Source organism: Halomonas sp. A020, from assembly GCF_027943625.1.
Classification (GTDB): Bacteria; Pseudomonadota; Gammaproteobacteria; order Pseudomonadales; family Halomonadaceae; genus Vreelandella; species Vreelandella piezotolerans.
Window position 1 is genome coordinate 333,260 of the sequence record NZ_AP022850.1, and the last position, 23,320, is coordinate 356,579.

General features: G+C 60.4%; 21 protein-coding genes. 8 read left to right on the forward strand and 13 right to left on the reverse strand.

The window, feature by feature from the left end; genetic code table 11:
* Positions 1-16: 16 nt before the first annotated feature.
* Positions 17-2,464 (reverse strand): LPS-assembly protein LptD, encoded by a 2,448-nt coding sequence (locus FRH_RS01520; RefSeq protein WP_139526506.1) that lies wholly within the window; start codon positions 2,462-2,464, stop codon positions 17-19.
* Between the two features lie 70 nt (positions 2,465-2,534).
* Here FRH_RS01520 and FRH_RS01525 point away from each other — a divergent pair, with 70 nt between their 5' ends.
* The 4 genes from FRH_RS01525 to speD all read left to right on the forward strand — a co-directional run bounded on the left by FRH_RS01525 (position 2,535) and on the right by speD (position 5,732).
* Positions 2,535-3,545: a phosphotransferase gene (locus FRH_RS01525; protein WP_281997637.1), complete on the forward strand. Its 1,011-nt coding sequence runs from the start codon at positions 2,535-2,537 to the stop codon at positions 3,543-3,545.
* The gene (gene murU / locus FRH_RS01530) at positions 3,542-4,204 is read left to right on the forward strand and encodes an N-acetylmuramate alpha-1-phosphate uridylyltransferase MurU (protein WP_281997638.1); all 663 of its coding nucleotides are present in this window, start codon (positions 3,542-3,544) and stop codon (positions 4,202-4,204) included. Before FRH_RS01525 ends, murU begins: the two co-directional genes overlap by 4 nt.
* A gap of 94 nt (positions 4,205-4,298) precedes the next feature.
* A complete protein-coding gene (locus FRH_RS01535) occupies positions 4,299-4,718 on the forward strand; it encodes an OsmC family protein (protein WP_281997639.1) in 420 nt (139 codons plus the stop codon).
* Positions 4,719-4,937: 219 nt separating this feature from the next.
* Positions 4,938-5,732, forward strand: coding sequence for an adenosylmethionine decarboxylase (speD, locus tag FRH_RS01540; RefSeq protein ID WP_044629679.1), 795 nt, complete (start codon positions 4,938-4,940; stop codon positions 5,730-5,732).
* 82 nt (positions 5,733-5,814) lie between these two features.
* Here speD and lpxL read toward each other — a convergent pair whose 3' ends face one another.
* The 12 genes from lpxL to FRH_RS01600 all read right to left on the reverse strand — a co-directional run bounded on the left by lpxL (position 5,815) and on the right by FRH_RS01600 (position 16,480).
* Positions 5,815-6,729, reverse strand: a complete 915-nt coding sequence (gene lpxL, locus FRH_RS01545) for an LpxL/LpxP family Kdo(2)-lipid IV(A) lauroyl/palmitoleoyl acyltransferase (protein ID WP_219861585.1) — start codon at positions 6,727-6,729, stop codon at positions 5,815-5,817.
* 12 nt (positions 6,730-6,741) lie between these two features.
* On the reverse strand, positions 6,742-7,842 hold the full coding sequence (gene alr / locus FRH_RS01550) for an alanine racemase (protein WP_281997640.1): 1,101 nt from the start codon (positions 7,840-7,842) through the stop codon (positions 6,742-6,744).
* Positions 7,843-8,070: 228 nt separating this feature from the next.
* Positions 8,071-9,045: an RNA polymerase sigma factor RpoS gene (rpoS, locus tag FRH_RS01555; RefSeq protein ID WP_139526500.1), complete on the reverse strand. Its 975-nt coding sequence runs from the start codon at positions 9,043-9,045 to the stop codon at positions 8,071-8,073.
* A gap of 150 nt (positions 9,046-9,195) precedes the next feature.
* On the reverse strand, positions 9,196-10,236 hold the full coding sequence (locus FRH_RS01560; protein ID WP_139526499.1) for a peptidoglycan DD-metalloendopeptidase family protein: 1,041 nt from the start codon (positions 10,234-10,236) through the stop codon (positions 9,196-9,198).
* A gap of 28 nt (positions 10,237-10,264) precedes the next feature.
* Positions 10,265-11,230 (reverse strand): DUF368 domain-containing protein, encoded by a 966-nt coding sequence (locus FRH_RS01565; RefSeq protein WP_139526498.1) that lies wholly within the window; start codon positions 11,228-11,230, stop codon positions 10,265-10,267.
* Positions 11,227-11,904: a protein-L-isoaspartate(D-aspartate) O-methyltransferase gene (locus tag FRH_RS01570; protein WP_139526497.1), complete on the reverse strand. Its 678-nt coding sequence runs from the start codon at positions 11,902-11,904 to the stop codon at positions 11,227-11,229. The genes FRH_RS01565 and FRH_RS01570 overlap by 4 nt, the downstream gene beginning before the upstream one ends.
* A complete protein-coding gene (surE, locus tag FRH_RS01575) occupies positions 11,891-12,637 on the reverse strand; it encodes a 5'/3'-nucleotidase SurE (protein ID WP_139526496.1) in 747 nt (248 codons plus the stop codon). Before surE ends, FRH_RS01570 begins: the two co-directional genes overlap by 14 nt.
* Positions 12,638-12,661: 24 nt before the next feature.
* Complete coding sequence (locus FRH_RS01580; protein WP_139526495.1) at positions 12,662-13,702, reverse strand: tRNA pseudouridine(13) synthase TruD; 1,041 nt, start codon at positions 13,700-13,702, stop codon at positions 12,662-12,664.
* On the reverse strand, positions 13,695-14,183 hold the full coding sequence (gene ispF / locus FRH_RS01585; RefSeq protein WP_139526494.1) for a 2-C-methyl-D-erythritol 2,4-cyclodiphosphate synthase: 489 nt from the start codon (positions 14,181-14,183) through the stop codon (positions 13,695-13,697). Before ispF ends, FRH_RS01580 begins: the two co-directional genes overlap by 8 nt.
* Positions 14,183-14,893, reverse strand: a complete 711-nt coding sequence (gene ispD / locus FRH_RS01590; protein ID WP_139526493.1) for a 2-C-methyl-D-erythritol 4-phosphate cytidylyltransferase — start codon at positions 14,891-14,893, stop codon at positions 14,183-14,185. The genes ispF and ispD overlap by 1 nt, the downstream gene beginning before the upstream one ends.
* Complete coding sequence (ftsB, locus tag FRH_RS01595) at positions 14,893-15,249, reverse strand: cell division protein FtsB (protein WP_139526492.1); 357 nt, start codon at positions 15,247-15,249, stop codon at positions 14,893-14,895. The genes ispD and ftsB overlap by 1 nt, the downstream gene beginning before the upstream one ends.
* Positions 15,250-15,331: 82 nt before the next feature.
* Positions 15,332-16,480 (reverse strand): GNAT family N-acetyltransferase, encoded by a 1,149-nt coding sequence (locus FRH_RS01600; RefSeq protein ID WP_281997641.1) that lies wholly within the window; start codon positions 16,478-16,480, stop codon positions 15,332-15,334.
* A gap of 172 nt (positions 16,481-16,652) precedes the next feature.
* On the opposite strand from FRH_RS01600, the gene FRH_RS01605 reads away from it, so the two are divergent.
* The 4 genes from FRH_RS01605 to FRH_RS01620 all read left to right on the forward strand — a co-directional run bounded on the left by FRH_RS01605 (position 16,653) and on the right by FRH_RS01620 (position 23,311).
* The gene (locus tag FRH_RS01605; RefSeq protein WP_281997642.1) at positions 16,653-18,008 is read left to right on the forward strand and encodes an aldehyde dehydrogenase family protein; all 1,356 of its coding nucleotides are present in this window, start codon (positions 16,653-16,655) and stop codon (positions 18,006-18,008) included.
* 71 nt (positions 18,009-18,079) lie between these two features.
* Positions 18,080-20,692 (forward strand): ATP-binding protein, encoded by a 2,613-nt coding sequence (locus tag FRH_RS01610; protein ID WP_281997643.1) that lies wholly within the window; start codon positions 18,080-18,082, stop codon positions 20,690-20,692.
* The gene (locus tag FRH_RS01615; protein WP_139526488.1) at positions 20,689-22,458 is read left to right on the forward strand and encodes an EAL domain-containing protein; all 1,770 of its coding nucleotides are present in this window, start codon (positions 20,689-20,691) and stop codon (positions 22,456-22,458) included. The genes FRH_RS01610 and FRH_RS01615 overlap by 4 nt, the downstream gene beginning before the upstream one ends.
* Positions 22,448-23,311: a MurR/RpiR family transcriptional regulator gene (locus FRH_RS01620; RefSeq protein WP_139526487.1), complete on the forward strand. Its 864-nt coding sequence runs from the start codon at positions 22,448-22,450 to the stop codon at positions 23,309-23,311. Before FRH_RS01615 ends, FRH_RS01620 begins: the two co-directional genes overlap by 11 nt.
* The last annotated feature ends 9 nt before the right edge of the window (positions 23,312-23,320 follow it).

Here is a 23,320-nt window from a genome sequence, read left to right on the forward strand (position 1 = left end):
ATTTTAAAGTGGTCGTTCATAAGGGCGTGGGACGGTAGCCAGGAATCGCCTGTTCAAAGTAGCCGTCGGCCTCTTGGCCCACGCCACCTAGACCACGAAACACGAAGCGCAAAAATAGCCCGCGGTCGTTGAAGTCATCGCCAACCCGCGCCGTATCGTTGTCGTCGATCCATTCACGCCATACCAGCTGTACGCCGTAGCAGCAGTCGTTCCACTGCAGGCCCGCGAGCTGTTCCAAGGGACGGTTGTTGGTTTGATCGTGCAGGTAGCGGCCAATCAAATCAATCCTTGGGCTCGCTTTCCACGCCAGCGAAAGATCCCACTCTTCACGGCTGTAGTCGCGGAAACCATCGTCCCCCGGCACCACGCTCGGATCGAACCCTTCGATCTCCCAACGGTAGCCAAGGTTCACTACGTGCCCCTCCGGATGGCGATAGCGAACGTCCACGCTGGAGCGCTCGGTCTGTTCACGCTCATCATCGTAAAGCCACTCGTAACCGGTACTCCAGCGATCCGATATTTGCCAATCCAGGCGAGTGACCAGCGGAGAGCGGTCACGGGTGGCCTGATAGCGGCTTTCCGGATTCACGGAAGGGTCTTCGCTGGGGCGCGGCGGCAGCGTGTCCGGGTCGCCTTCGCTATCGATGCGCCGCTCGGAGAAATAGTAACTTTGACCGACACCGAAGGTGAGTCGGTCCCGGCCAGCGCTATCTTCGATCAAGCGTGACTGTACGCCGAGCGAGACGCGGTTGAGGTCGCCCACGCGGTCAGCTCCAGAGAAGCGGTGCGGCGACCAGAGCTGATCCCAGGAGAACGCCCGCTCGCGACTATCGAAATCGGGTAGTTGGGTCTGGTCGGTGCGCGGCACATAGGCATAGTTCACCCGGGGTTCGAGGGTTTGGCGATAATCGCGCCCGCCGAGCTCCAGTTCACGTTCGAAGACTAAGCCGCTATCGATGGAAGTGATCGCCACGCTACGCGAAGGCGAGGTGGCGCGATCGGTCACCCGATCGCCATAATCCAATTCGTACGCGGTGTGCCAAAGCTCGGTGCGCGGCTCGATATAGCCCCAAGGCTGCTCGTAGCGCCAGCCCACGGCGGGCGTCAGGTGCAGGCGCGAACCGATGGCCGCTTCGCGTTCAGGAACTCGCCGCTCATCCACGTCGCGCCAGAAGTAGGTCGCGTTCGAGCGCCACTGCGTATACAGGCCGTTGTCTAGCTGCCAGTTGGCGTTGGCGGTCAAACTCGGCAGGCGGTAGAACGGACGATCGGTATCGCTGAGCGGGTCTTCCAGGCGCTGAAAGCCCTGGGCCCTTGCGTCGAGCTGCCAGCGCTCACCGCGATAATCGACCTGGGCCAGACGCTCCATACTGACGCGGTCGCTGTTGCCGAACTCGCCGCCAAAGTCGTCGAAATAGCGGCCATCACTGGCCGCGCCGTAGCGCAGTCGATAGTCGCTGCGCGGCGTGAGCCGTCCTGCATGCTGAGCATCAATGTACCAGCGGTCGTCGCCTTCGAAGCGGTTATCGCCGTTATTGGTGCCGCCGTCGCTATCGAGATAGCCGCCCTCCACCAAGCCCTGGCTGCCCTCAAGCAGGTAGCGATACTCTCCGTTGAGCAGCAGACCACGGTCCGACATCCAGCGCGGGGTAATGGTGGCATCCTGGTTCGGTGCAATGTTCCAGTAGAACGGCTGCGTATAATCGAAGCCATCGCTTGAGAAGCTCACTGACGGCGAGAGCAGCCCGGTATGGCGGCGGTCATCGATGGGGAAACGCAGCCACGGCCAGTAAAATATCGGGACGTCTTTGACTTCCAGCCGCGCGTGACGGGCGGTACCAAACCCCGAGGCTTGATCGAGACGAATATCGCTACCCACCAGTTGCCAGCTATTGGCACCGGGGTCACAGGTGGTAAACGTAGCCTCCTGAAGGCGGTACTGATTTTCGCCAGTCTGCTCTAGCTGTCGGGCTTGCCCACGCAGATGCTGTTCGTAAAGCACGTAGTGGCTGTTACGCAGCGAGGCGCGATCTTCGTTCAGCATCAGCGTGGCTTGTTCACCGCGCACGAGGGCCTGTCCATCACGAATGGCCAGGCTCCCCTCGGCATCCACCCGCTGGCGATCCGCCGGAAGAAAGACGCGCTCGGCCTCCAGCTCGGTATTACCTCGGCGCAGCACCACATCGCCCCGCAGCAAGGCTTCGCCATCGGCGGCGTAGTCCACTTCGTCGGTTTCCACCGAAAGCGTTTCTGGGTTCTGTTCCGCTGGCAAGCGGTAGCCGGGCATCACATAGCGCCCCCGGCATAGCTGTTGCGACGCTTCGTCTTGGCGCCAGGCCTGCCAGTCCAGCGCCTCTGCGGGCAGGGTTGGGTCCTGTGCCACCGCTGAAAACGAGGCGCCAGCGAGCAAACTGCCCAGCAGCGTATGCGCAACCGGTACGGTGCGCGAGATTCGCTTGCCCATGTTCGTTATCCTTGGCATCCAGAATCGGTATTATACAGCCCGCATGATGCCCGACCAGCAAGGAGCTTGCATGTCCTCTTCTCGGATCGACGCCCTCACTCAGTGGGCGGCGCAACACCACGGCCTCGACCGTGCCACTCTTCGCCTCTCTGCTGCGGGCGGTGACGCCAGTTTTAGGCGCTATTTTCGGCTAACGCTACCGGATGGCAACACGCAAATCATCATGGATGCGCCACCTGCCCAGGAGGACTCCGCGCCGTTTGTGACCATCGGCCAGCGCTGGCACGCCGCCGGGCTACCGGTTCCCGCCATTCACGCCAGCGACTTGGAGGCCGGCTTTTTGCTGCTCGACGATCTGGGCGATACGCCGCTGCAGGCTACCTTTACCGACCCGGCACGCACGAAAGAGAACCACTTGGCGGCGCTGTCACTGATTGCCGAGTTGCAAAACCGCGCCAATCCGGCCGCTCTTCCCGCCTACGATGCCGCCCTGCTCGCCCGGGAACTGGATCTCTTTCCCGAATGGTGCCTGGAGCGCTGGCTGTCGCTATCCGCTCCCGATAGCTGGGAAACGCTGCGCACGGGCTTGATCGAGCGCGCCCTAGAACAGCCGGTGGTGAGCGTTCACCGCGATTTCGATGCGATGAATCTGATGTGGCACGATCAGACGCTTTATATGATCGACTTTCAAGACGCCGTGGCAGGCCCGCTCAGCTACGACGTCATTTCGCTGTTGCGAGGTCGCTACTGCCGTTTCAGCGCTGACCAGTTTGCCGCGCTGGTGAGTACCTTCTATCAGCAAGCCCGGCAAGAGGGTCGCTTGACTCGCTCGGTGAGCGAGGCTGCCTTTTTGGCCCAGTGCCACGCGATGGCCGCCCAACGTTCGCTCAAAGTCCTGGGCATTTTTTGTCGATTGACGCTGCGTGACAGCAAGCAAGGCTACTTGGCCCGCCTGCCGCACTTTTTAACCCACTTGGAAGATAGCTTAATGGCCCTTCCCGAACACGATGAGTTTGCCGACTGGGTCCGCGAGGTGCTGCGCCCCGCCATTCTCCAGCGCCTGGAGGCATCAGCGCCATGAAAGCGATGATCCTAGCAGCGGGCTTGGGCAAACGGATGCGCCCACTCACCGACCACTGCCCGAAACCGCTGCTACCCGTAGCGGGCAAACCGCTGATCGTCCACCACCTGGAGCGTTTGAAGCGTGCGGGCATCGAGGAGGTGGTGATCAACGTAAGCTACCGTGCCGAGCAGATCATGGAGGCGCTGGGTGATGGCTCGGCACACCAACTGCACCTTCACTGGAGCGAGGAGCCACAACCACTCGAAACCGGCGGAGGCATTCGCAAGGCGCTGCCTCTGCTAGGTGAGGCGCCGTTTTTACTCGTCAATGGCGATGTGTGGTGTGATCGCCTGCCCAGCGCGGCCGCGCTGACAGAGGGCGATCTTGCCCACTTGATCTTGGTGGACAACCCGGAACACCACCCAAACGGCGATTTTGCCCTCGACCGGGGCCGCGTTACGCCAATGGGAGAGCCACGCCTGACCTACGCCGGTATTGGCATCCTACACCCCGAACTCGTCGCTCGAGAGCCCCTTGGGGCGTTTGCACTGGCACCGTTACTAAAGCAAGCCATGGCCAAGCAACGAGTCAGCGGTGAGCATTTTTCCGGCCACTGGGTAGACGTAGGCACCCCGGAGCGGCTCGCCGAACTGGAACAGCATCTGGCGCAGCCTTGACGCCTGTTAACCGCGCGCGATGAAGCCGTGCGCTGTCGCCTAGAAATGTTATGCTGCGCGACTTACCTATCGTCGCCAAGATGAGGAGAGCAACGTGAAAGCACGGGTAAAATGGACCGATGGTCGTCAGTTCGTCGCAGAGTCGGGTAGCGGGCACAGCGTAGTGATCGATGGTCCGCCCGATCACGGTGGCCGCAATACCGGCCCGCGGCCGATGGAAATGCTGCTGATGGGCATGGGAAGCTGCACCGCTTTCGATATCTTGAACATTCTCGATAAGGCCCGCGCCGATGTCACCGACTGCGTGGCGGAGCTCGACGCCGAGCGTGCCGAAGAAGTGCCCTCTGTGTTTACCAAGATTCACGTCCACTTTGTCGTTACAGGCCGCAGCCTGAAAGAAAAGCAGGTACAACGGGCGGTAGAGCTGTCCGCGGAGAAGTATTGCAGCGCCTCGATTATGCTCGTCAACGGCGGCGTCGAGATTACTCACTCCTTCGAGATTATCGAAGCTTGAGCCCTGCGCCGCGAGACGGTCGCTCTGCGTCAAAAAAAATCGCCTGGCCGGATGCAACCCACGCCACGGGCGGGCATAATACGCCCGCTTGTTTCTCCCCCTACTGCGTAGTGCGGGGCCGCGTCGGACGTCGCGGCTGCGTCAGCACGGTAACAAGTGTTTATCGGTTCCGGCGCTGGATCGTCGGGGTGTCTTCATCTGCCATAGGGAGGTTCGGACGTGTCAGATAATCTCCGACTCCACGGGTTCAACAACCTGACCAGCTCGTTGAGCTTCAATATTTACGACATCTGTTACGCCAAGACCGAAGAGCAGCGTGCGGCTTACATCGACTATATCGATGAGCTCTACAACGCCGAACGTTTGACGCAGATTCTCAAGGACGTGACCAATATCATCGGCGCCCACGTGCTGAATATTTCACGCCAGGATTACGAACCCCACGGGGCGAGCGTCACCATCCTGATCGCCGAGCACGAGCTGGATGAACCCACGCCGGGTCAAACCGAGCCGGGGCCGGGCCCGCTACCGGAAACCGTGGTCGCGCACCTGGACAAGAGCCACGTGACGGTGCACAGCTACCCAGAATCGCACCCGGACAACGGCATTAGTACCTTCCGTTTGGATATCGATGTCTCGACCTGTGGTCATATCAGCCCGCTGAAAGCGCTGAACTACCTGATCCACAGCTTCGACTCCGACATCGTGACCATGGATTACCGCGTACGTGGTTTTACCCGGGACGTGGATGGCAAGAAACTATTCATTGATCACGACATCACGTCCATTCAGGACTACTTGGCAGAAGATACCAAGCAGGCCTACCAGATGATCGACGTGAATGTGTATCAAGAAAACATGTTCCACACCAAGATGCTGCTCAAGGATTTCGAACTGGATAACTACCTGTTCGGCACCTCACGTCGCGACATCACCTTCGAAGAAGCACGAGACATCGAAAGCCGTCTGCGCAAAGAGATGCTGGAAATTTTCTACTCCCGCAACCTCGACTAACACATGGCTGTAAGACCGCATCGATACCAATGAAAAGCTGCCCGCGGGCAGCTTTTTTCTTACCTTGACTGGGCTGCGATGGCTAGTAAACACTCTCCTCGCCCTCTGGGCGAGTCTTGAACCGCCGATGCAGCCATAGATACTGCTCGGGATGTTTGCGTATTGCCCGCTCGATGAAGACATTCACCCGCGAGGCATCGGCCATTTCATCCCCACTAGGGAAATCCTCGAACGCCGGCAAACACTCGATGGTGTAGGTGCGATTATCCGGGTTGCGGTGGAACATCAGCGGAACGACGGGGGCGCCCGTCATGCGGGCGATTTTCGAGGTGAGACGGATGGTCGCCGCCGGCTGACCAAACAGCGGCGCAAAGACGCTGACATCGCGGCCGAAATCCTGATCCGGTGAGTACCACACGATGTGCCCCGCTTTGATGCGGCGCACCACGCCGCGCAGGTCATGGCGATCGATGGCTTGGCCAAAGATGCGTGAACGTGCTCGGGTCATGAATCGCTCGAAGAGCGGGTTGTTATGGGGGCGGTAAACCACATCCGCCGGGAAGAACAGCGAGTGTAACGCCCCGCCTAAGTCCAGCGTCGAAAAGTGGATACCCACCACCAGCACGCCTTTGCCCTGGGCTTTAGCGCGTGCAAGGTGCTCTTGGCCGTGATAGGCCACTCGATGACGCAGCCCTTCGGCATCACGACACCAGCCAGTTGCGGTTTCGACCAAACCGATCCCGTTGGCAATGAAGGTCTCTTTGACCAGTTGGCGCTGCTCGTCGGCGCTTTTTTCTGGAAAGCAGAGCGCGATGTTCGTGGCGGTGATGTGCCGACGACGCTTCACGAAGCGCCACGCCAGCAGGCCAATCGCTTTCCCCACCCAGAGCTTCACGCGCCAAGGAAGCCACGCGGCCACGTACATTAGGCCAATCGCCAGCCATGTTGGCCAGTAACGAGGGTGCGCAAAGGAGCGCGGATTAGACGCGTTAGACATACCGATAACCGTTCAAACGTTAGCCCCATGATAACGCCGAGGAACTCTAGGCAGCACCCCGGTGAGCAGTGTATAGCTGATGGTAGCGCAATAGCGGGCCACCTCATCCACCGGCAGTACGGCGCCATTGCTGGCTGCTCCCCATAGCACCACTTCACTGCCAATGGCCGCTTCGGGTACATCGGTCACGTCCACCGTCAGCATGTCCATCGACACCTTTCCAGCAATCGGGCAGCGCTGGCCATTGACTAGCACCGGCGTGCCGTCGACCGCGTGGCGATCATAGCCATCGCCATACCCTGCCGCCACCACGGCAATCTTGGAGGGACGCGGGGCCTTCCAGCGCCCGCCGTAGCCAACCTGCTCGCCGGTATCGAGTTCGCGCAGCGCGATGATTTCCGAGCGTAACGACATGACCGGGCGTAGCTGGCGGGTGACGTCGTTGGCCACTTCCAGCGGGTCGCTGCCATAGAGCATCACCCCAGGGCGATTCCAATCACCGTGAGCGACTGGCCAGGCCAGCGTCGCCGGAGAGTTGGCCAAACACAGCGGTGCCTTCAGTTCATCCGCTAGCCCTTGCAGCACGCGCATCTGCTGGTTGAAGACGCTAGGGTCTTGGGCATCGGCACTGGCAAAGTGGCTCATCAGATGCAGCGCCGTTACCTGGGGTGTGTCGACCAGCCGCTGCCACACGCTGGCCGCTTGCTCGGGCGAGAACCCCAGCCGGTGCATGCCGGAATCCACCTTCAGCCAAACAGGAATCGGCTGCCGGGGCGAATAAGACAGCAGCGCCTCTACCTGCCAGGCGCTATGAACGCTGATCCACAGACGGTGTTCATCTACCAGGACCAGCTCGTCGGCGTCGAAGATACCCTCGAGCAGGACAATGGGGGCTTGGATACCGCCTTCACGCAGGCTCAACGCTTCTTCGATGCACGCCACGGCAAAGGCCGGGACGTCGGCTTCCAGCGCACGGGCGCAGGCCAGTGCTCCATGCCCATAGGCGTCGGCTTTGATCACCGCTACCGAGCGGCTTTGCGGGGCGCAGCGACACGCCAGTTGATAGTTGTGACGCAGGGCGTCCAAATCAATATGGGCCACTAGCGGGCGCATGGCATTCTCGCTCTTTCATCTACCATTTCATTCACTATCTCGTTCACCCTCTCATTCACTCCTGCATGGGCAGGTAGTGCCGCTGGCGGATGGACAATGCTGACACGATCAAGCGTCCCGCCCGGCAGCGGTGGAAAACCTTTCGCCCAAAAACAGCGCACCGAGTGGGTCACTCGGTGCGCTATCGGTGCTGCGGCCAGAACGGCTGACGCGACTCACAACGATCGCCTAGCTCTCGAAAATCGCGTCGAGAGAGAGGCCCTGTTTTTCCAGCGAGCGGCGCAGCTTCTTTAGCGCTTCTACCTGGATTTGACGCACCCGCTCACGGGTGAGACCAATTTCGGCACCCACTTCTTCTAGCGTTGCCGCCTCGTGGCCGCGTAGACCAAAGCGACGTACCACGACTTCTCGCTGCTTCTCGCTCAGTTCATCCAGCCAGTGGTCTACGTGCTCACGCACGTCGCCGTCCACTAAGCAGGCTTCCGGGCCGAGTACTTCATCATCGGTGAGCGTATCGATCAGCGGCTTGTCGCTTTCGCCTCCCATGGGATAATCCACCGATGATACTCTTTCGTTCAGCCCGAGCATTTTCTTGACCGTCTCGACCGGCTTGTCGAGATGTTCGGCAATCTCTTCGGCGGTGGCTTCGTGGTCCAGCTTTTGGGTCAGTTCACGAGCAGCGCGCAGATAAATATTCAGCTCTTTAACCACATGGATAGGCAGACGAATGGTGCGCGTCTGATTCATCAACGCACGCTCGATGGTCTGGCGAATCCACCATGTGGCGTACGTCGAGAAGCGAAAACCCCGCTCGGGGTCGAACTTCTCTACCGCACGGATCAGACCAAGGTTGCCTTCTTCGATCAGATCGAGCAGCGTCAACCCCCGGTTCAAGTAACGTCTGGCAATTTTAACCACCAAGCGCAAGTTCGACTCGATCATCCTCGAACGTCCCAGGGCATCGCCTTTACGCGCCAAGCGTCCGTAATACACTTCTTCTTCCGGCGTCAGTAGCGGAGAAAAGCCAATCTCATTGAGGTAGATCTGTGTCGCGTCCAAGCTTTGAGTCGATTGACGATCTTCACGGCCCAGCGCTTTTTCGAACGCATCCTCTTCGGCTGTGGCGTCGTCATCGGCGTCATCCAACGCCTCTTCAACTTCATCCAGGTCAATCTCCTGTAGGTCCTTCTCCAGCATACTCATGGTCATACCCCCGTGGTTTCGCCTATCCGCCATGTAGAAAAGTAAGGGTGGTCGCACTTCCTGTGCGCGTGCACCTTATTGTTATATGACGCCCTGAATCAGCTGTTCGGGTAGTCTTGGCAGGTCTACCTTACACCCGCCAAGGGATGACTAGCGAGAGGGCAGATAGTCCAACGGATTTTGCGGCTGACCATCGCGGCGCACCTCAAAATGCAGTTTGACGGCATCTGCATCGCTATCGCCCATCGTGGCGATGACTTCACCAGCCTCGACGACATCATTCTCTTTTACGCTCAAACTATCATTGTGTGCGTAAGCACTGAGAAACTGATCGTTGTGTTTCAGTAGTATTAGGTTACCGTAACCGCGTACGCCGCTACCGGCGTAGACCACGATACCAGGACCTGCAGCACGGACAGGTTGCCCCTTTTGTCCGGCGATATCAATCCCAGCGGTGATGCTGCCGCCTTGCCCGAACTCGCCGGTCACTTGGCCGTCGGTGGGCCAGCGCCAGTCGATGTTTTCGGCAGGCGTAAAGGTCCGTGACGAACGATCGGTGCGGGCAGCTTGAGTCGGCTCAGCGGCAGGCTCTGGTGCGGCGGCGGGTGTCGGCTCAGGTTCCGGCGCGGGTGCCCGCTCGGGCTCGGGCTCCTGCTCGGGTTGAGTGCTTGGCTGCTGAGGAGCAGCCACCTCAGACGACTCGGTAGCGGCAGCGACCTGTTGAGACGCCTCGACCGCCGTGCGCTCCGCACGCTCTGCCGTCAGCCGCTGGTTGCGCTCGATGGCACTCTCGTCCGGCAGCAGCCAGTCGAGTTCCTGGTCATTGCTCGCCACGGCAGTGGCTTGTGGTTGCAGCCCCGTAGCAACGGCACCGCTGGTCGAAGCGGGTGACGCGTTGCCGCCAGACGAAGTCGACATACCTCCCGCGCCTTCACGCAAAGCGATGGTTTGACCAGGATAAATTTGGTAAGGCGCATCGATATTGTTGATGGCGGCGAGCTGGCGATAGTCCAGATTGTGCTGCCACGCGATGCCATAGAGCGTATCGCCTGCTTTGACGGTGTACTGTGGTGAGTTTTCCACCGCACGGCGTGCGTCGCTCAAATCGCGCACCTGGGGGGTGTTGGACTGCTGACTGGCACAGCCACTCACCGCCAGTGCAAGCACCGTCATCATAAAAACCTTACGCATGGAAACCCTACTCCTGTTCAACGCCGTGCTAACGATCAATGGAACGATTATCTGTCGAGTGATGCTGGGCATGAGTGGCCGCACGACGGTTGAGCGCTACGACGAGTAGCGCACCGACGACCATCAACGTTATCACGCCAGTTACCTGTGCCGACGCCCCTGTCAGCACGGCGTAATCGCTGGGTAACAAATAGCGGTAAGCCAGCGGGATCATCTGCCCATCGGGGCCTAGCTGGTAGCGTAACAGTTCACGCCAGGGCCAGAGAACCGGTAGCGAGCCGATAATGAAGCCCAACAGCAGCTGCAACGTCGCGCCATGGTAGCGCCGTAGCAGCCACGATAGCAGGCGCGACGAGAGTGCCAGCCCCACCACACAGCCCATTCCAAACAGTATGATAATACCGATGTCGAAGCTGCGAATAGCCCCCATGATGGTGCCGTAGAGCCCCATCGTCAGCAGTAAAAAGCTGCCCGATACGCCGGGCAGCAACATGGCACTGATCGCAATGGCACCCGCCAGGATGACGACCAGCGACTCGTTACCCACCATGAGTACCAGCGGCATTAGGCTCGGCAACCATTCGGCGAGCATCAAGCCGATGAGCAGCGGCAGCAAGTACCAAATTTTCCATCGATCACCGGCTTGACCGACCACCAAGGCCGACGCCGCGACCAGCCCAAAAAAGAAGCCTTCCAACAGTAGCGGATAGGCCTCCATCAGCCACAGCGCCAAGTGGGCAACGCTGAACAAGCTGACCGCCACACCCAGCAGCAGCGGCAGCAAAAAGGCCACGTTCAAATGCTGCGACAGTCCTTTCCAGCCGCCGCGGCGCCATGCGCCAAGGGCGCTGGGGCCAAACTGCTTGATGGTATCGATGAGTTCTTCGTAAATACCGGTAATAAAGGCAATCGTGCCTCCCGAGACGCCGGGAACGGCATCGGCCGCGCCCATCCCAGCGCCTCGCAAAAACAGTCCTAGGGGTCGACGCTTCAATCCACCACTCCTTGCAATAAAGGTACGAAACGCACGGGTTCTAAGCGGCGCTTTTCGAAGGCGGAGCCAATCCGCTTGATTTGGGTCAGCCACTGGCTGCCGTCTGGCTCTTCCAGCGGCGCGATCATCACGCCATCGGGGCGGAGCTGTTCCAGCAGCGCCTCAGGCAGCGTTTGCGCACAAGCGGTGAGCAGGATGACGTCGAAAGGGGCTGCTTCCGGCCACCCCTCACCGCCATCGGCGACGGCCAGCGTGGCCGGTGCTTGCAGCCGCCAAAGACGTTCGGCGGCACGCTCGTGCAGGGTATAGATTCGCTCCACGGAGTAAAGCGTTTCTACCAGCCGCGATAGAATCAGTGTTTGATAGCCTGAGCCAGTGCCCACTTCTAGCACGCACCGGGGCGATGCGCGCAGCACTAACTCCGTCATGCGCGCCACCGTTAGCGGCTGCGACAGCGTTTGGCCGAAGCCAATGGGCAGTGCGGTGTCTTCATAAGCGCGATGGGCCAGCGCTTCGTCGACGAACAGATGGCGAGGCTCGCTGGCCATGACGTCCAGTACGCGCGGGTCGCTCACGCCTTGCTGGACCAGGCGCTCGATCATACGATCTCGAGTGCGCTGAGAGGTCATGCCCCGCCCGCGCAGCTCCCTAGGGGATAGATCAGGCAAAGGCATCCAACCAATCCTGCACATCACGACGCGCCGGGTGGCGCGTTAAATCGGTTTGCAGCGGCGTGATCGACACATAGCCTGCATCGACGGCGGCAAAGTCAGTATCCTCTCCGTCATCCGCATTCGCCGCCACAGGCGCGATCCAGTAGCGCGTACGCCCTCGGGGGTCTTTGACGGGCACCGGTTTTTCTGCGGGACCGCGATAGCCGAGACGCGTGACCTTGACGCCCTTGATCGCTTCCCAGGGAACGTCTGGCACGTTCACGTTCAGCAGCGTGCGCGGCGGCAGCGAGAGCTGGTCGGCCGCGCCGATCAAGCTGGCAGCAAACTTGGCTGCCGTGGCAAAGTGCTGGGTGCCGCATAGCGACATGGCGATGGCCGTCATGCCGAGATTGCGTCCCTCCATCGCGGCGGCCACTGTGCCCGAGTAAAGCACGTCGTCCCCCAGGTTACTGCCATGATTGATACCCGAAATGACCAGGTCCGGACGCTCGTCCCATACGCCGTTGACGCCCAGATAAACGCAGTCCGCGGGCGTGCCATCGACACTGTAAAAACCATTCTCTAGCGCGGTGAGCGACAGCGGACGCGACAGCGTGAGCGAGTTACTTGCGCCGCTACGGTCGCGATCCGGGGCGACCACACGCACATGGGCATGGGGCAAAAGCGCCTCGTAGAGCGCACGTAAGCCAGGAGCATGGACGCCGTCATCGTTGGAAAGCAGCAGTCGCCGCATCAGAACCTCCTTCTTACTTCGGCGTCATGCCGTGTCGGGATGATGAATCAATTCGCCAATCACCGCCGTCGCGAAACTGCCTCGGGGCAGCGCGAACGAGAGTAGCACGGACTCTTGTTCGAAGTTGGCCTGAGGCGCGATCAACCGGGCACGCAGCGCACGCTGTCCACGCTTGACGCCGCTCTGCTCGAGGCCGGCGCACAACGCAGGATGGCGTGCCGCCAGTTGCGCTTCGTAACGGCCCGCATCACCGTGCGCCCCGCCGCCCACACCCCACAAAACGCCCGTGGGATGAACATCCAGCGCGGCGGCGCGTGCCACCAGGCTCTCCTCGACGTCATCGATGGAAAACACGCTTTGCGTGCCATCAAGCATCAAGGTATCGCCCGCGACGGGCTGGCACCAGTTACCGTCTGCCAGTCGGGCACTGAGCAGCTCGTTGAACAGAAAGCTGCGCGCGGTCGAGAGCATCATCCCCTGGCGATCATCGCGTTTGCGCCAACCTTTGGCCAGTACGGCGGCGGCGCGCTGCAGATTGCGCGCTCCAGCGCCAAACCGCTGGTGGCCAAAGTAGTTGGGGACACCTTGGGCGCAGAGCGCTTCCCAACGTGGCAATAAATCGTTTGGGCGAACCGCGTCGCCACTTAGGCGCAGCGTAAAATGATTCGTGCGGTGCACGCCCCGCTTTAGCTTTCGCGGATGACGCGCCATGGCCAGCACCGTGACGCCCGCAGCGCCAAGCGTGGCAGTTAAGTCCTCAGGCGCTTCGCGACCGGGCAGATGAACGCTCAGCCACTGGCGCGCAACGGCCACGCGATCCTTCATACCGGAGTAGCCGATATCGCGCGGGGTGACACCGCACAAACGGCTGAGCAGTTTCACCACATCTAACGTGGTTTGGTTACGCTTTTCAAGGCGTAGCCACAGATGCTCGCCGTGAGCCTCCGGGGTAAAGTCGAGCTGTTCATCGACGATGAAGTCTTCCGGCCGAGCGCGATACTGGCCGGGCGCAGGCACGCCGAATGTCGGCGTCAAGCTGCGCTGCCAGGCGGGGAGATCAAGCATTCGATGCCTCTTGCGCGGCCAGCAGCACCACCGCTTCGGCGGCGATCCCTTCCCCCCGCCCGGTAAAGCCAAGACGTTCGGTGGTGGTGGCTTTAACGTTGACCTGCCCCAGCGTCACGCCTATTTCCTCGGCAATCGCGGCACGCATGGCCTCGATGTGCGGCGCCATTTTGGGCGCTTGCGCCATGATGGTAGCGTCCAGGTTCACGACGTCGAACCCTTCGTCCCTCACCAGCGCGACCACATGACGAAGTAAGCCGCGACTGTCCGCGCCTTTCCATGCCGGGTCGGTATCGGGAAAGTGGCGGCCAATATCGCCCAGCGCACAGGCGCCGAGCAGCGCATCGCTGATGGCGTGGAGCAGCACATCGCCATCGGAGTGGGCAACGAAGCCCTGTTCGAACGGCAGCTTGACGCCACCGATCATCAAATGATCACCCGGCCCAAAGCGGTGTACATCGAAGCCGTGGCCAATTCGCATTAGAAACTCCTGTTACTTGGGCTGCGCTGGGCTGCCATGATGGCCGTTGCCAACGCTAAATCGTCAGGGTGGGTGACTTTCATATTATCGCGCCGCCCACTAACGAGCTGGGGAGCTTCCCCCAACGCCTCGACGGCCGAGGCTTCATCCGTGACCACGGTGCCCTGCTGCTGGGCCTTGGTCAGCGCGCGCCGCAGCAGCGCATAGCGAAACCCTTGCGGCGTCAGCGCGTGCCACAGGCCATCACGGGGTTCGGTGGCGTGGCTTAGTTGGTCCCCCTGATCGCGCTTCATGGTATCTGCTACCGGCATGGCCAGCAGGGCACCACTGGGATGAGACTGGGCCGCCCGATACAAGGCGTGCAGATCGGCGCGGGTGATACAAGGTCGCGCGACGTCGTGCACCATGACCAAGTCGCTGTCGTTGGCCGCGATGGCCTCCAGTGCGTTCATCACGCTATCCATCCGTTCTATACCGCCGGGCACCTGCTGCCAGTGACTGAACGGTACCCAGTCTGGCCGAAACCAGTGATCCTCTGAGTCCAGGCAAAGCACTAAATGCGCCTGGGGGAAGGCATCATGCAGACGTGCAAGGGTGTGCGCCAAGATGGGTTGGCCTTCCAGGGGAAGGTACTGTTTGGGCTTGTCGGCGCCCATTCGTTTCCCCTGCCCGGCCGCAGGCACAACGAGCCAAAGCGGCGAGGTCTGCATCACTCGCTCTCACCGTCGGCTGGAATGACACCGGGCTGAGCGACTAGCCCGGCATGAATGCCGACCAACTCGTTTTCGATGGCCACGCCCGGCACCCAGAAGAACTGCTCGTCGGTGCGCACCATGCCCATGTCGCTGCGGGCGCGTTCCTCGATGGCATCCAACCCGGTTTTCAAATCGGTGACTTCCGCCGCCAGCCGTGCGTTGCGTTCACGCAGGGGATCATTGGCCGCCTCCTGCAGGGCCACCCGCTGCTCCACCTGCTGCAGATCTTGCCAGCCGCCGTTGCCCAGCCAAAGTTGGTACTGTAGCAATCCCAACACGGTCAGTAGCAGGCCCACGAGCCATTTGTGCATCCCAGACATCCTTCGTGAAAGCGGAAACGGCGCGCATTATGCCATTAAGGGCAGAGTCCAGCGAGCCGCGACGCGGTAGGCGTTACTTGAACGGTAAAGCATCTTCGGCGGCGCGGCGATAGGCCATGATATGGACACCCTCTTGCTGACAAAACTGCGCCACGCCAGCGGCCAACCCCGGGTGGGCCAAATAGTGCAGCGAACGAACCCGCAGGGGAGCAAACCCCCGCACGAGCTTGTGTTCGCCCTGGGTGCCGGGATCGAATAGCGTCATGCCCTTGGCCAAGCACGCGTCGATGCCTTGGTAGTAGCACGCTTCGAAATGCAGACAGTCGGCGACGACCTCACTCCCCCAGTAGCGACCGTAGAGCGTCTTGCCTCCCTGGAAATAGAGCGCTGCGGCGACGGGACGCCCCGCTAGCCGCGCCTGCACCAGCATCAGCGATTCGGGCATCACGTGACGCAAACGTTCGAAGAAGGCGTGATTGAGGTAGGGCGGGCGTCCGCGTTCGTGGTAAGTAATGGTGTAGCAGCGGTAAAAATGCGCCATGTCGACATCGCGGATCTCCCCGCCTTCCAAACGGTGCAGGGTAATGCCCTGGTCGGCCACTAAACGCCGCTCACGCTTGATCATTTTCCGCCGCTTGGAAGTGAGGCTGGCGAGAAAGCCCTCGAAATCACCGAAACCACGATCTCGCCACTGAAACTGTACGCCTTCCCGAGCGATCAGATCAGGGCACTGGCGCTGCCACGCCTCGACTTCCGGCTCTTCGGCAAACAGCAGGTGCCAACTCGACAGCGCCAGGGCGTCACACTGTTCCCGCCAGCCTATCGCCAACTGGGCTCGAACGGCGTCGGCATCGGCGTCTGGCGCGATCAAGGTACGTGGGCCTGGCACTGGCGTGAAAGGTATCGCACTCAGCGCCTTAGGGTAATAATCGCCGCCGGCGCGCTCCAGCGCGTCGGCCCACCCCCAGTCGAACACGTACTCCCCATAGGAGTGGTACTTACGGTACATTGGCAGCGCACCCACCAGCGCCTCGCCCTGCCAGACACACAGATGACAAGGCTCCCAACCGGTGGCCGTGCTGACGGAGCCGCTAGCCTCCAGCGCGTGTAAAAACCCGTGACGTAAAAAAGGCTGTTCGTCACGCACGAGCGCATCCCACTGGCTTGCCGCAACGGCCTCGATGGCAGGTAGAATGGAGTAGGAGAGCGGACGAGAAGGCATAACATCTCCCTGGCACATTGGCACAGATGGCGTATGCCTTACTGTACCACTCCGGCCGCTGACGCGTGTGAACGCCTAGTTTGTAAACAATTGTCGATCCTGCTCAGACAGCGTTTCAAGGTCGCTCGGCCCTGCGTATCGTCGGCAGTCGGTATACCCCTAAGGAGAGGCCATGAATCGCGACTTAACGGATACGTTACAGGCGCAGCGTGAGGCGGCAGGCCCGGCGCCTTTTCCCACGCTGGCCGTGCGGCGCGAGCGCTTGGCGCGCCTCGCCCGCATGACGAAACGCCATCAGCACGACATCGTGCGAGCCATCCAGCTCGATTTCGGCCAGCGCAGCGAGATTGAAATCCATCTCGCTGAAATTCTTCCCGTCCTTCATGCCGCTCGCTATGCGCGCCGCCACCTGTGGCACTGGATGCGCCCTCGTCGCGCACGCGTTCCGCTGCGGCTCTGGCCAGCGCGCGCCCGAGTCGCTCCTCAGCCGCTGGGCGTCGTGGGGGTGATGTCTCCCTGGAACTATCCTTGGAGCCTTAGCATGATGCCCGCCATCGATGCGCTAGCGGCTGGCAACACGGTGATGCTCAAACCCAGCGAGCACGCGCGCCACACCAGCGCACTGCTCGCCAAGCTGATTCCCCAACACTTCACGCAAGAGGAGTTCTGCGTGATCGAGGGTGGGGCCGACGTCGCCAAGACGTTCAGCGCGCTGGCGTTCGACCATCTGGTGTTTACCGGATCGACCCAGATAGGCAGGCAGGTCGCGACGGCTGCCGCAGCCAACCTAACACCGGTCACGTTGGAGCTAGGCGGCAAATCACCAGCGCTGGTGGCCAGTGATGCGGACCTCGACAGCGCCGCTGAGGCGATTATCTTCGGTAAAGGTTTCAACGCAGGACAAACCTGTATCGCGCCGGATTACGTCATCGTTGAGAGCCGCCGCTTGAACGCTCTAACCCACGCCTTGGAACGAGCCATTCGCCGCCAGCGACCCGATGCCAAAGACGCCACCGGCTACGTCAGCGACGCCCACCACGCACGAATCGAACGGCTGCTCGATGATGCCCGAGCGCGCGGCTGTCGCGTGCTCGAACACGGCCCCCACGCGCCGGCGTTGGTCATCGACCCGCAGCAGAGCTTATCGCTCATGCAAGAGGAGATCTTTGGGCGGGCGCTACCGGTGATCAGCGTCAAGCATATCGATGATGCCATTCGGCTGATCAATGCACGCCCTCGCCCCTTGGCGCTATATGCCTTCACCCACCAGAAGGCGCTGCAGGAGACGCTTCGCCATCAAACGTGTTCCGGGGCGTTGGTGTTCAATGAGACCCTCCTTCACCACGCCGTGCCGACTCTTCCTTTTGGTGGCGTTGGCGAGAGTGGCAGCGGCGCTTACCACGGCCGCCACGGGTTTGAACGCTTTAGCCACCAACGTAGCGTGTTCTACCAGTCCAAGCGCTCCAATAGCGGCTGGTTAAGACCGCCCTATCATCGCTGGCTGCTGCATTTGCTGCGTCTTGGTTAAAGCTAGGGGATTAATGTCCGATATTTATTTAATACGTTTTTTTCAATCCCCCCTCACGTCTAGGAAACGCCATGCAAGCCGCCAAGCGACCGGAGAATGAAACACAGCGCCTGACGGCCTTGCGCGCGTTGAGCATCCTCGATACCCCGGCCGACGACGCCTTCGAGCGTCTGACACAGCTTGCCCGGGACCTGTTTGACGTGCCGATGGCACTCGTATCACTGGTCGACGAAGAGCGCCAGTGGTTCAAGTCTCACCCGGGGCTACCCATCTGCGAAACCTGCCGAGAGGTCTCTTTTTGTGCCCACGCCATCGCCGCCGATACGCCGCTGGTCATCGAAGATGCCCAGAGCGATCCGCGCTTTGCCGATAACCCGCTCGTCACCGGGAAACCGCATCTCCGCTTCTATGCGGGGCACCCGCTCAGGCCTTCCGATTCGCTGGCCGTGGGTACGCTATGTTTGATCAGTGATCGGCCACGCGCTTTCTCGACGCGGGATAGACAGCTACTGGCCAGCCTGGCAGGGCAAGTGGACGAACTGTTGCGCCAGCATCAAATGCGCCACACCCTGTCGCAAACCACGCGTCGTTACGAGGCGCTGTTCAACGAGAGTGCCACCGGCATCGTGCGAATCGACCTAGCTGGCAACGTGCTGAGCATCAACCCTTTTGCACTCACCATGTTGGGCTATACCAGAGCCGAGGTGTTGGGTCGTAACGTCTCGATGCTGACCCCGGCCGAGATTCGCGCCGAACATGACCAATTCATTGCGCGCTTTTTGGCAGGCAGTGACCCTAATGTCATTGGACGGGGTCGCGAAGTAGAGGCGTTGCACAAAGAAGGCCACCTCGTTCCCGTTCATCTAGCGGTCAACGCCATCCATAATGAGCAGAACGACGTGGTGGAATTCCTTGGTATTTTGACCAACCTGAGCGACGTTTACGACGCCAATCACCGCATGCATAAAGAGCAGAGCCTGCTGAAAGTGCTGCACCAGGGCATTACCGATTATCAGGCGCTAATGTCCGGCGAGCAGCTCTGGACCTTTCTCATGGAGGCATTGCGCGAGCTGACCGACAGCGATTACGCGCTGATTGGCGAAGTAATGCCAACGAGCACGACCAATACGCTCAAGATCCACGCCATTACCGATCTCTCTTGGAGCGATGAGTCGCGCCATTTGATGGAACAGCTGCGCAGTGGGGATATGATGCTGACCAATCCCAACTCGCTGTTGGGCCGTGTGTTTGCCCACGGCGACGTGGTGATCACCGACGACGTTTATCGTCACGCCAAACGCGGCGGCTTTCCACCGGGCCACCCGCGTATCGATAATTACCTGGGCGCGCCGATTTTCAGTGGCGATAAATTGATAGGCATGTTCGCCATTGCCAACAGCCAACAAACGCTGAGCCATTCGTTGTTACACTGGCTTCAGCCGTTTACCGATACCTGCGCGCTGCTGATCAACCTCTATCGACAGTTGGCAGAGCGTGAGCAGGCCACCATGGACCTCGCGGCGGCGAGGGACCAAGCCGAACAGGCCAATAGGGCGAAGAGCGAATTTCTATCGTCCATGAGCCACGAGCTACGTACGCCGCTCAATGCCATCATTGGTTTTGCGCAGCTGCTTGGCAAAGGACGGCGCGAGCCGCTCAGCGATAAGCAGAAGCGACAGGTAGGTCAAATCCAGAAAAGTGGGCAGCACCTGCTTAGCTTGATCAACGAAGTGCTCGATTTGGCTAAAATCGAGTCCGGCCACATGGCGCTCTCCATCGAGCCGATCGCGATAGAGAGCGTGATCGAGGATGCCTGCAGCACGTTAGAAGCCAATATTGAGGCAGCAGGGCTAGTGCTTCAGCGCGAGCCACTCCCTGCGCCTTGGTGGGTCGCCGCGGATTACACCCGCACCAAGCAGGTATTGCTCAACTTACTCTCCAATGCCATCAAATATAATCGCCCCCAGGGCTCGATACGGATTGCCGTCGATCAACGGGGCAACGACGTGTGCGTTCGCGTCACGGATGCCGGGCATGGCATCGCACCAGAGCGACAGCACGAGCTTTTCGAACCCTTCAATCGGCTCGATGCCGAGCATGGCACCATCGAGGGGACGGGTATTGGGTTAGCGATCACCCGAGAGTTAGTGGAGCGAATGCAGGGCCAAATTGGCGTGACGAGTGCACCCGGCCAAGGCGCGACGTTCTGGTTTACCCTCCCCATCACCGAGGCCGATGCGCTTAGCGAGACGCCCTTGCCGATGACGCTGGCCAGCGCCGCCCCTGGCCAGCGTCATCACCTACTCTATATCGAAGACAACCCCACCAACCAGCGCTTGATGGAAGATATCATGGAGGACTTTGACCAGGTGCGGCTGCAGACCGTCACCAGCGCCGAGCTAGGGCTTGATCTCATGCGTCAATCTCCTCCGGATCTGGTGCTGATGGACATTCACCTACCCGGCATGAACGGCTATCAGGCGCTGGATGCGATTCAAAAAGATACCTCGTTACGCCACATTCCAGTGGTGGCCCTCTCGGCCAACGCCATGGAGCGTGACCGTGCGCACGGCCTAGCGGCAGGGTTTGCCGATTACCTCACCAAGCCGCTCGACATTGATCAGCTCTCGGCGACACTGAGCCGCTATGTGTCTACAGACGCCATACCAAGGAAGGCGCCATGACGTTCATGAACAAACACCTGCTGGTAGTGGATGACAACAGCATCAACGTCGAGCTACTGCTGGATCTGCTCGACGATCATGGATTCGATAACGTGCATGGTCTGAGCGACCCTCGCCAAGTCCTGCAACATTGTCAGCAAGCGATGCCGGACCTCATCTTGCTCGATATCCGTATGCCTCATTTAGATGGCTACAGCGTGATGGAGCAACTGCAGGCGACGTTTGCCGAGCATGCGCCGCCGATCATCGTGCTGACCGCACAAATCGATGACGAAACCCGCCATCGCGCGCTGAGCATGGGTGTAAGGGACTTTCTGACCAAACCCTTCAAACACGATGAAGTGCTTCAGCGGATTCACAACATATTGAGCGTGGAGCACCGCTATCGTGTTCGCGACCAGCAGGCCGAGACGCTGGAGGAGATGGTGGCCAAGCGCACCGAGGAGTTGGATCGCCAGTCACGCACCGACCCTATCACCCAGCTACCCAACCGTCGCGCCTTGACACAACGCTTGGCCGATGCGGCGCAACAGGGCTGTCCCACGGGGTTGTTGTTTATCGCGCTGGATCACCTCGATGATGTCGTGCGTTTACATGGCTACGGCATTGCCGACCAGCTCATGGTGCACATTAGCCGCCGGCTCGACGGCCAGTTGGACGTTAGCAGCACACTCGGGCTGTGGGGCGGCAGCGAGCTGCTGGTGATTACCCCAACGGCCGAGCTGAGCGAGCTGCGTCAGCTCGCTTCACGGCTGCTCGACTGCTTCGAACACGACCAGTCCCTAGACGACCTGCTACTGCCGCTTAACGCGCGTATTGGTATCAGTTGGTCGCAGGGCCACTTCGACATCGAGCGCTTGGTGCACATGGCCGCCCTGGCACTTCCGCAGAGCGGCACACTGCGACTGCAAAGCTACAATGAAGCTCTGGAAAACCAGCAGCGCCACCGACTGCACCTACAGCAGGCCATTCGCGGCGCCACACAGCGAGGGGAAATGTCCCTGGCCTTCCAACCCAAGCTGTCACTCGAAACTCAGCGCGTAGTGGGCGCCGAAGCGCTGCTACGCTGGCACCACCCAGAGCTGGGCCACGTCTCCCCTGGCGACTTCATTCCCCTGGCAGAAGCCAGCGGTGATATCCTCTCGATTGGCGAGTGGGTACTCGAGGAAGCCATGCGCTATATTGCCGACTGGCGGGCCAAGGGACTGTTGGACGACGATTTCCATATTGCCGTGAACGTAGCAGCACGTCAGCTAGCGCGTAAGGACTTTGCCGAGAACCTGCTGGCGCGACTGGCCAATCATGGCATCCCGGCAAGGTTCTTTGCCCTGGAAGTCACCGAATCGGGTCTGCTCAGCGATATGCACAATGCGCGCATCCAGCTCGCGCAGTTGGCAGAAGTGAACATTGCCGTGGCCATCGATGATTTTGGTACCGGGCACTCGTCACTGGCGTATGTCAAAACGCTGCCCTTCTCGACGCTGAAAATCGATCGCGCCTTCGTGATGGACCTGGAGGAGGACGCCATCGATCGCCATTTGGCTCTCACCATCACCCAGCTTGCCCATGCCGTGGGCTGCGACGTGGTCGCCGAGGGTATCGAAACGGCTGCGCAGGCCGACTACTTACGTTCAATTGGTTGCGAAGCTGCTCAGGGGTATTACTATGCTCGTCCATTGCCTGCCGATGAGTTCTATCGCTGGTGCAGGGACTGGACACCTTCTTCACACCTAACGCTTGCCACGGAGTCAGTTAATGGCGCATGACCTGCTAGACCGCTTACGGGAACGCTTGGAAGAGTTGAATCGCTCAGAGCGTAAAGTTGCGAACGTCATTCTGGTAGACCCCGCAGCGGCCACCAGCCTGAGCATCGCCAGCCTTGCTCAAGCGGCGAGCGTCAGTGAACCGACCGTCAACCGCTTCTGTCGCAACTTCGGCGCCAAGGGCTATCCCGATTTCAAAATCAAGCTGGCCCAGAGCTTGGCAGGCGGCACGCCCTACGTCACCCGTGCCGTCGAGCCGGGCGATACCGCTACTCAGTACACCCATAAAATCTTTGGGGCGACCATTGCGGCGCTAGACGAAGCGCAGCGGGAAGTGGACATGGCCGCCGTCGAAAGGATGGTGGATTACCTGACGCAAGCAAAACAGATCCACTTTTTTGGATTGGGTGCCTCCGGCGCCGTGGCGCAAGACGCCCAGCATAAGTTTTTCCGCTTCAACCTGCCGGTGATGGCCTACGTCGACGTGCTGATGCAGCGAATGGTGGCAGCCGCTTGCCATACCGGCGATGTGGTAGTGATCATCTCCTACACTGGGCGTACCCGTGAGCTGGTCGACATTGCCAAGGTAGCCAGGGAAGCAGGCGCCGTAGTGCTGGGCATCACCGCGCCCCACTCTCCGCTCGCTCAGGAGTGCACGGCCACGCTGGAAGTCGCCACCCCTGAAGATACCGACCACTACATGCCGATGACGTCTCGGGTCATTCAACTGACGCTGATCGATGCCCTGGCCACGGGTGTCACGCTCAGGCGCGGCGAAGATTTTCTGCCGCACCTAAAAAAGATCAAAGACAGCCTACGCGACACCCGCTTTCCGGCAGAAAAGCCTGTCAAATAAGCGATAGCA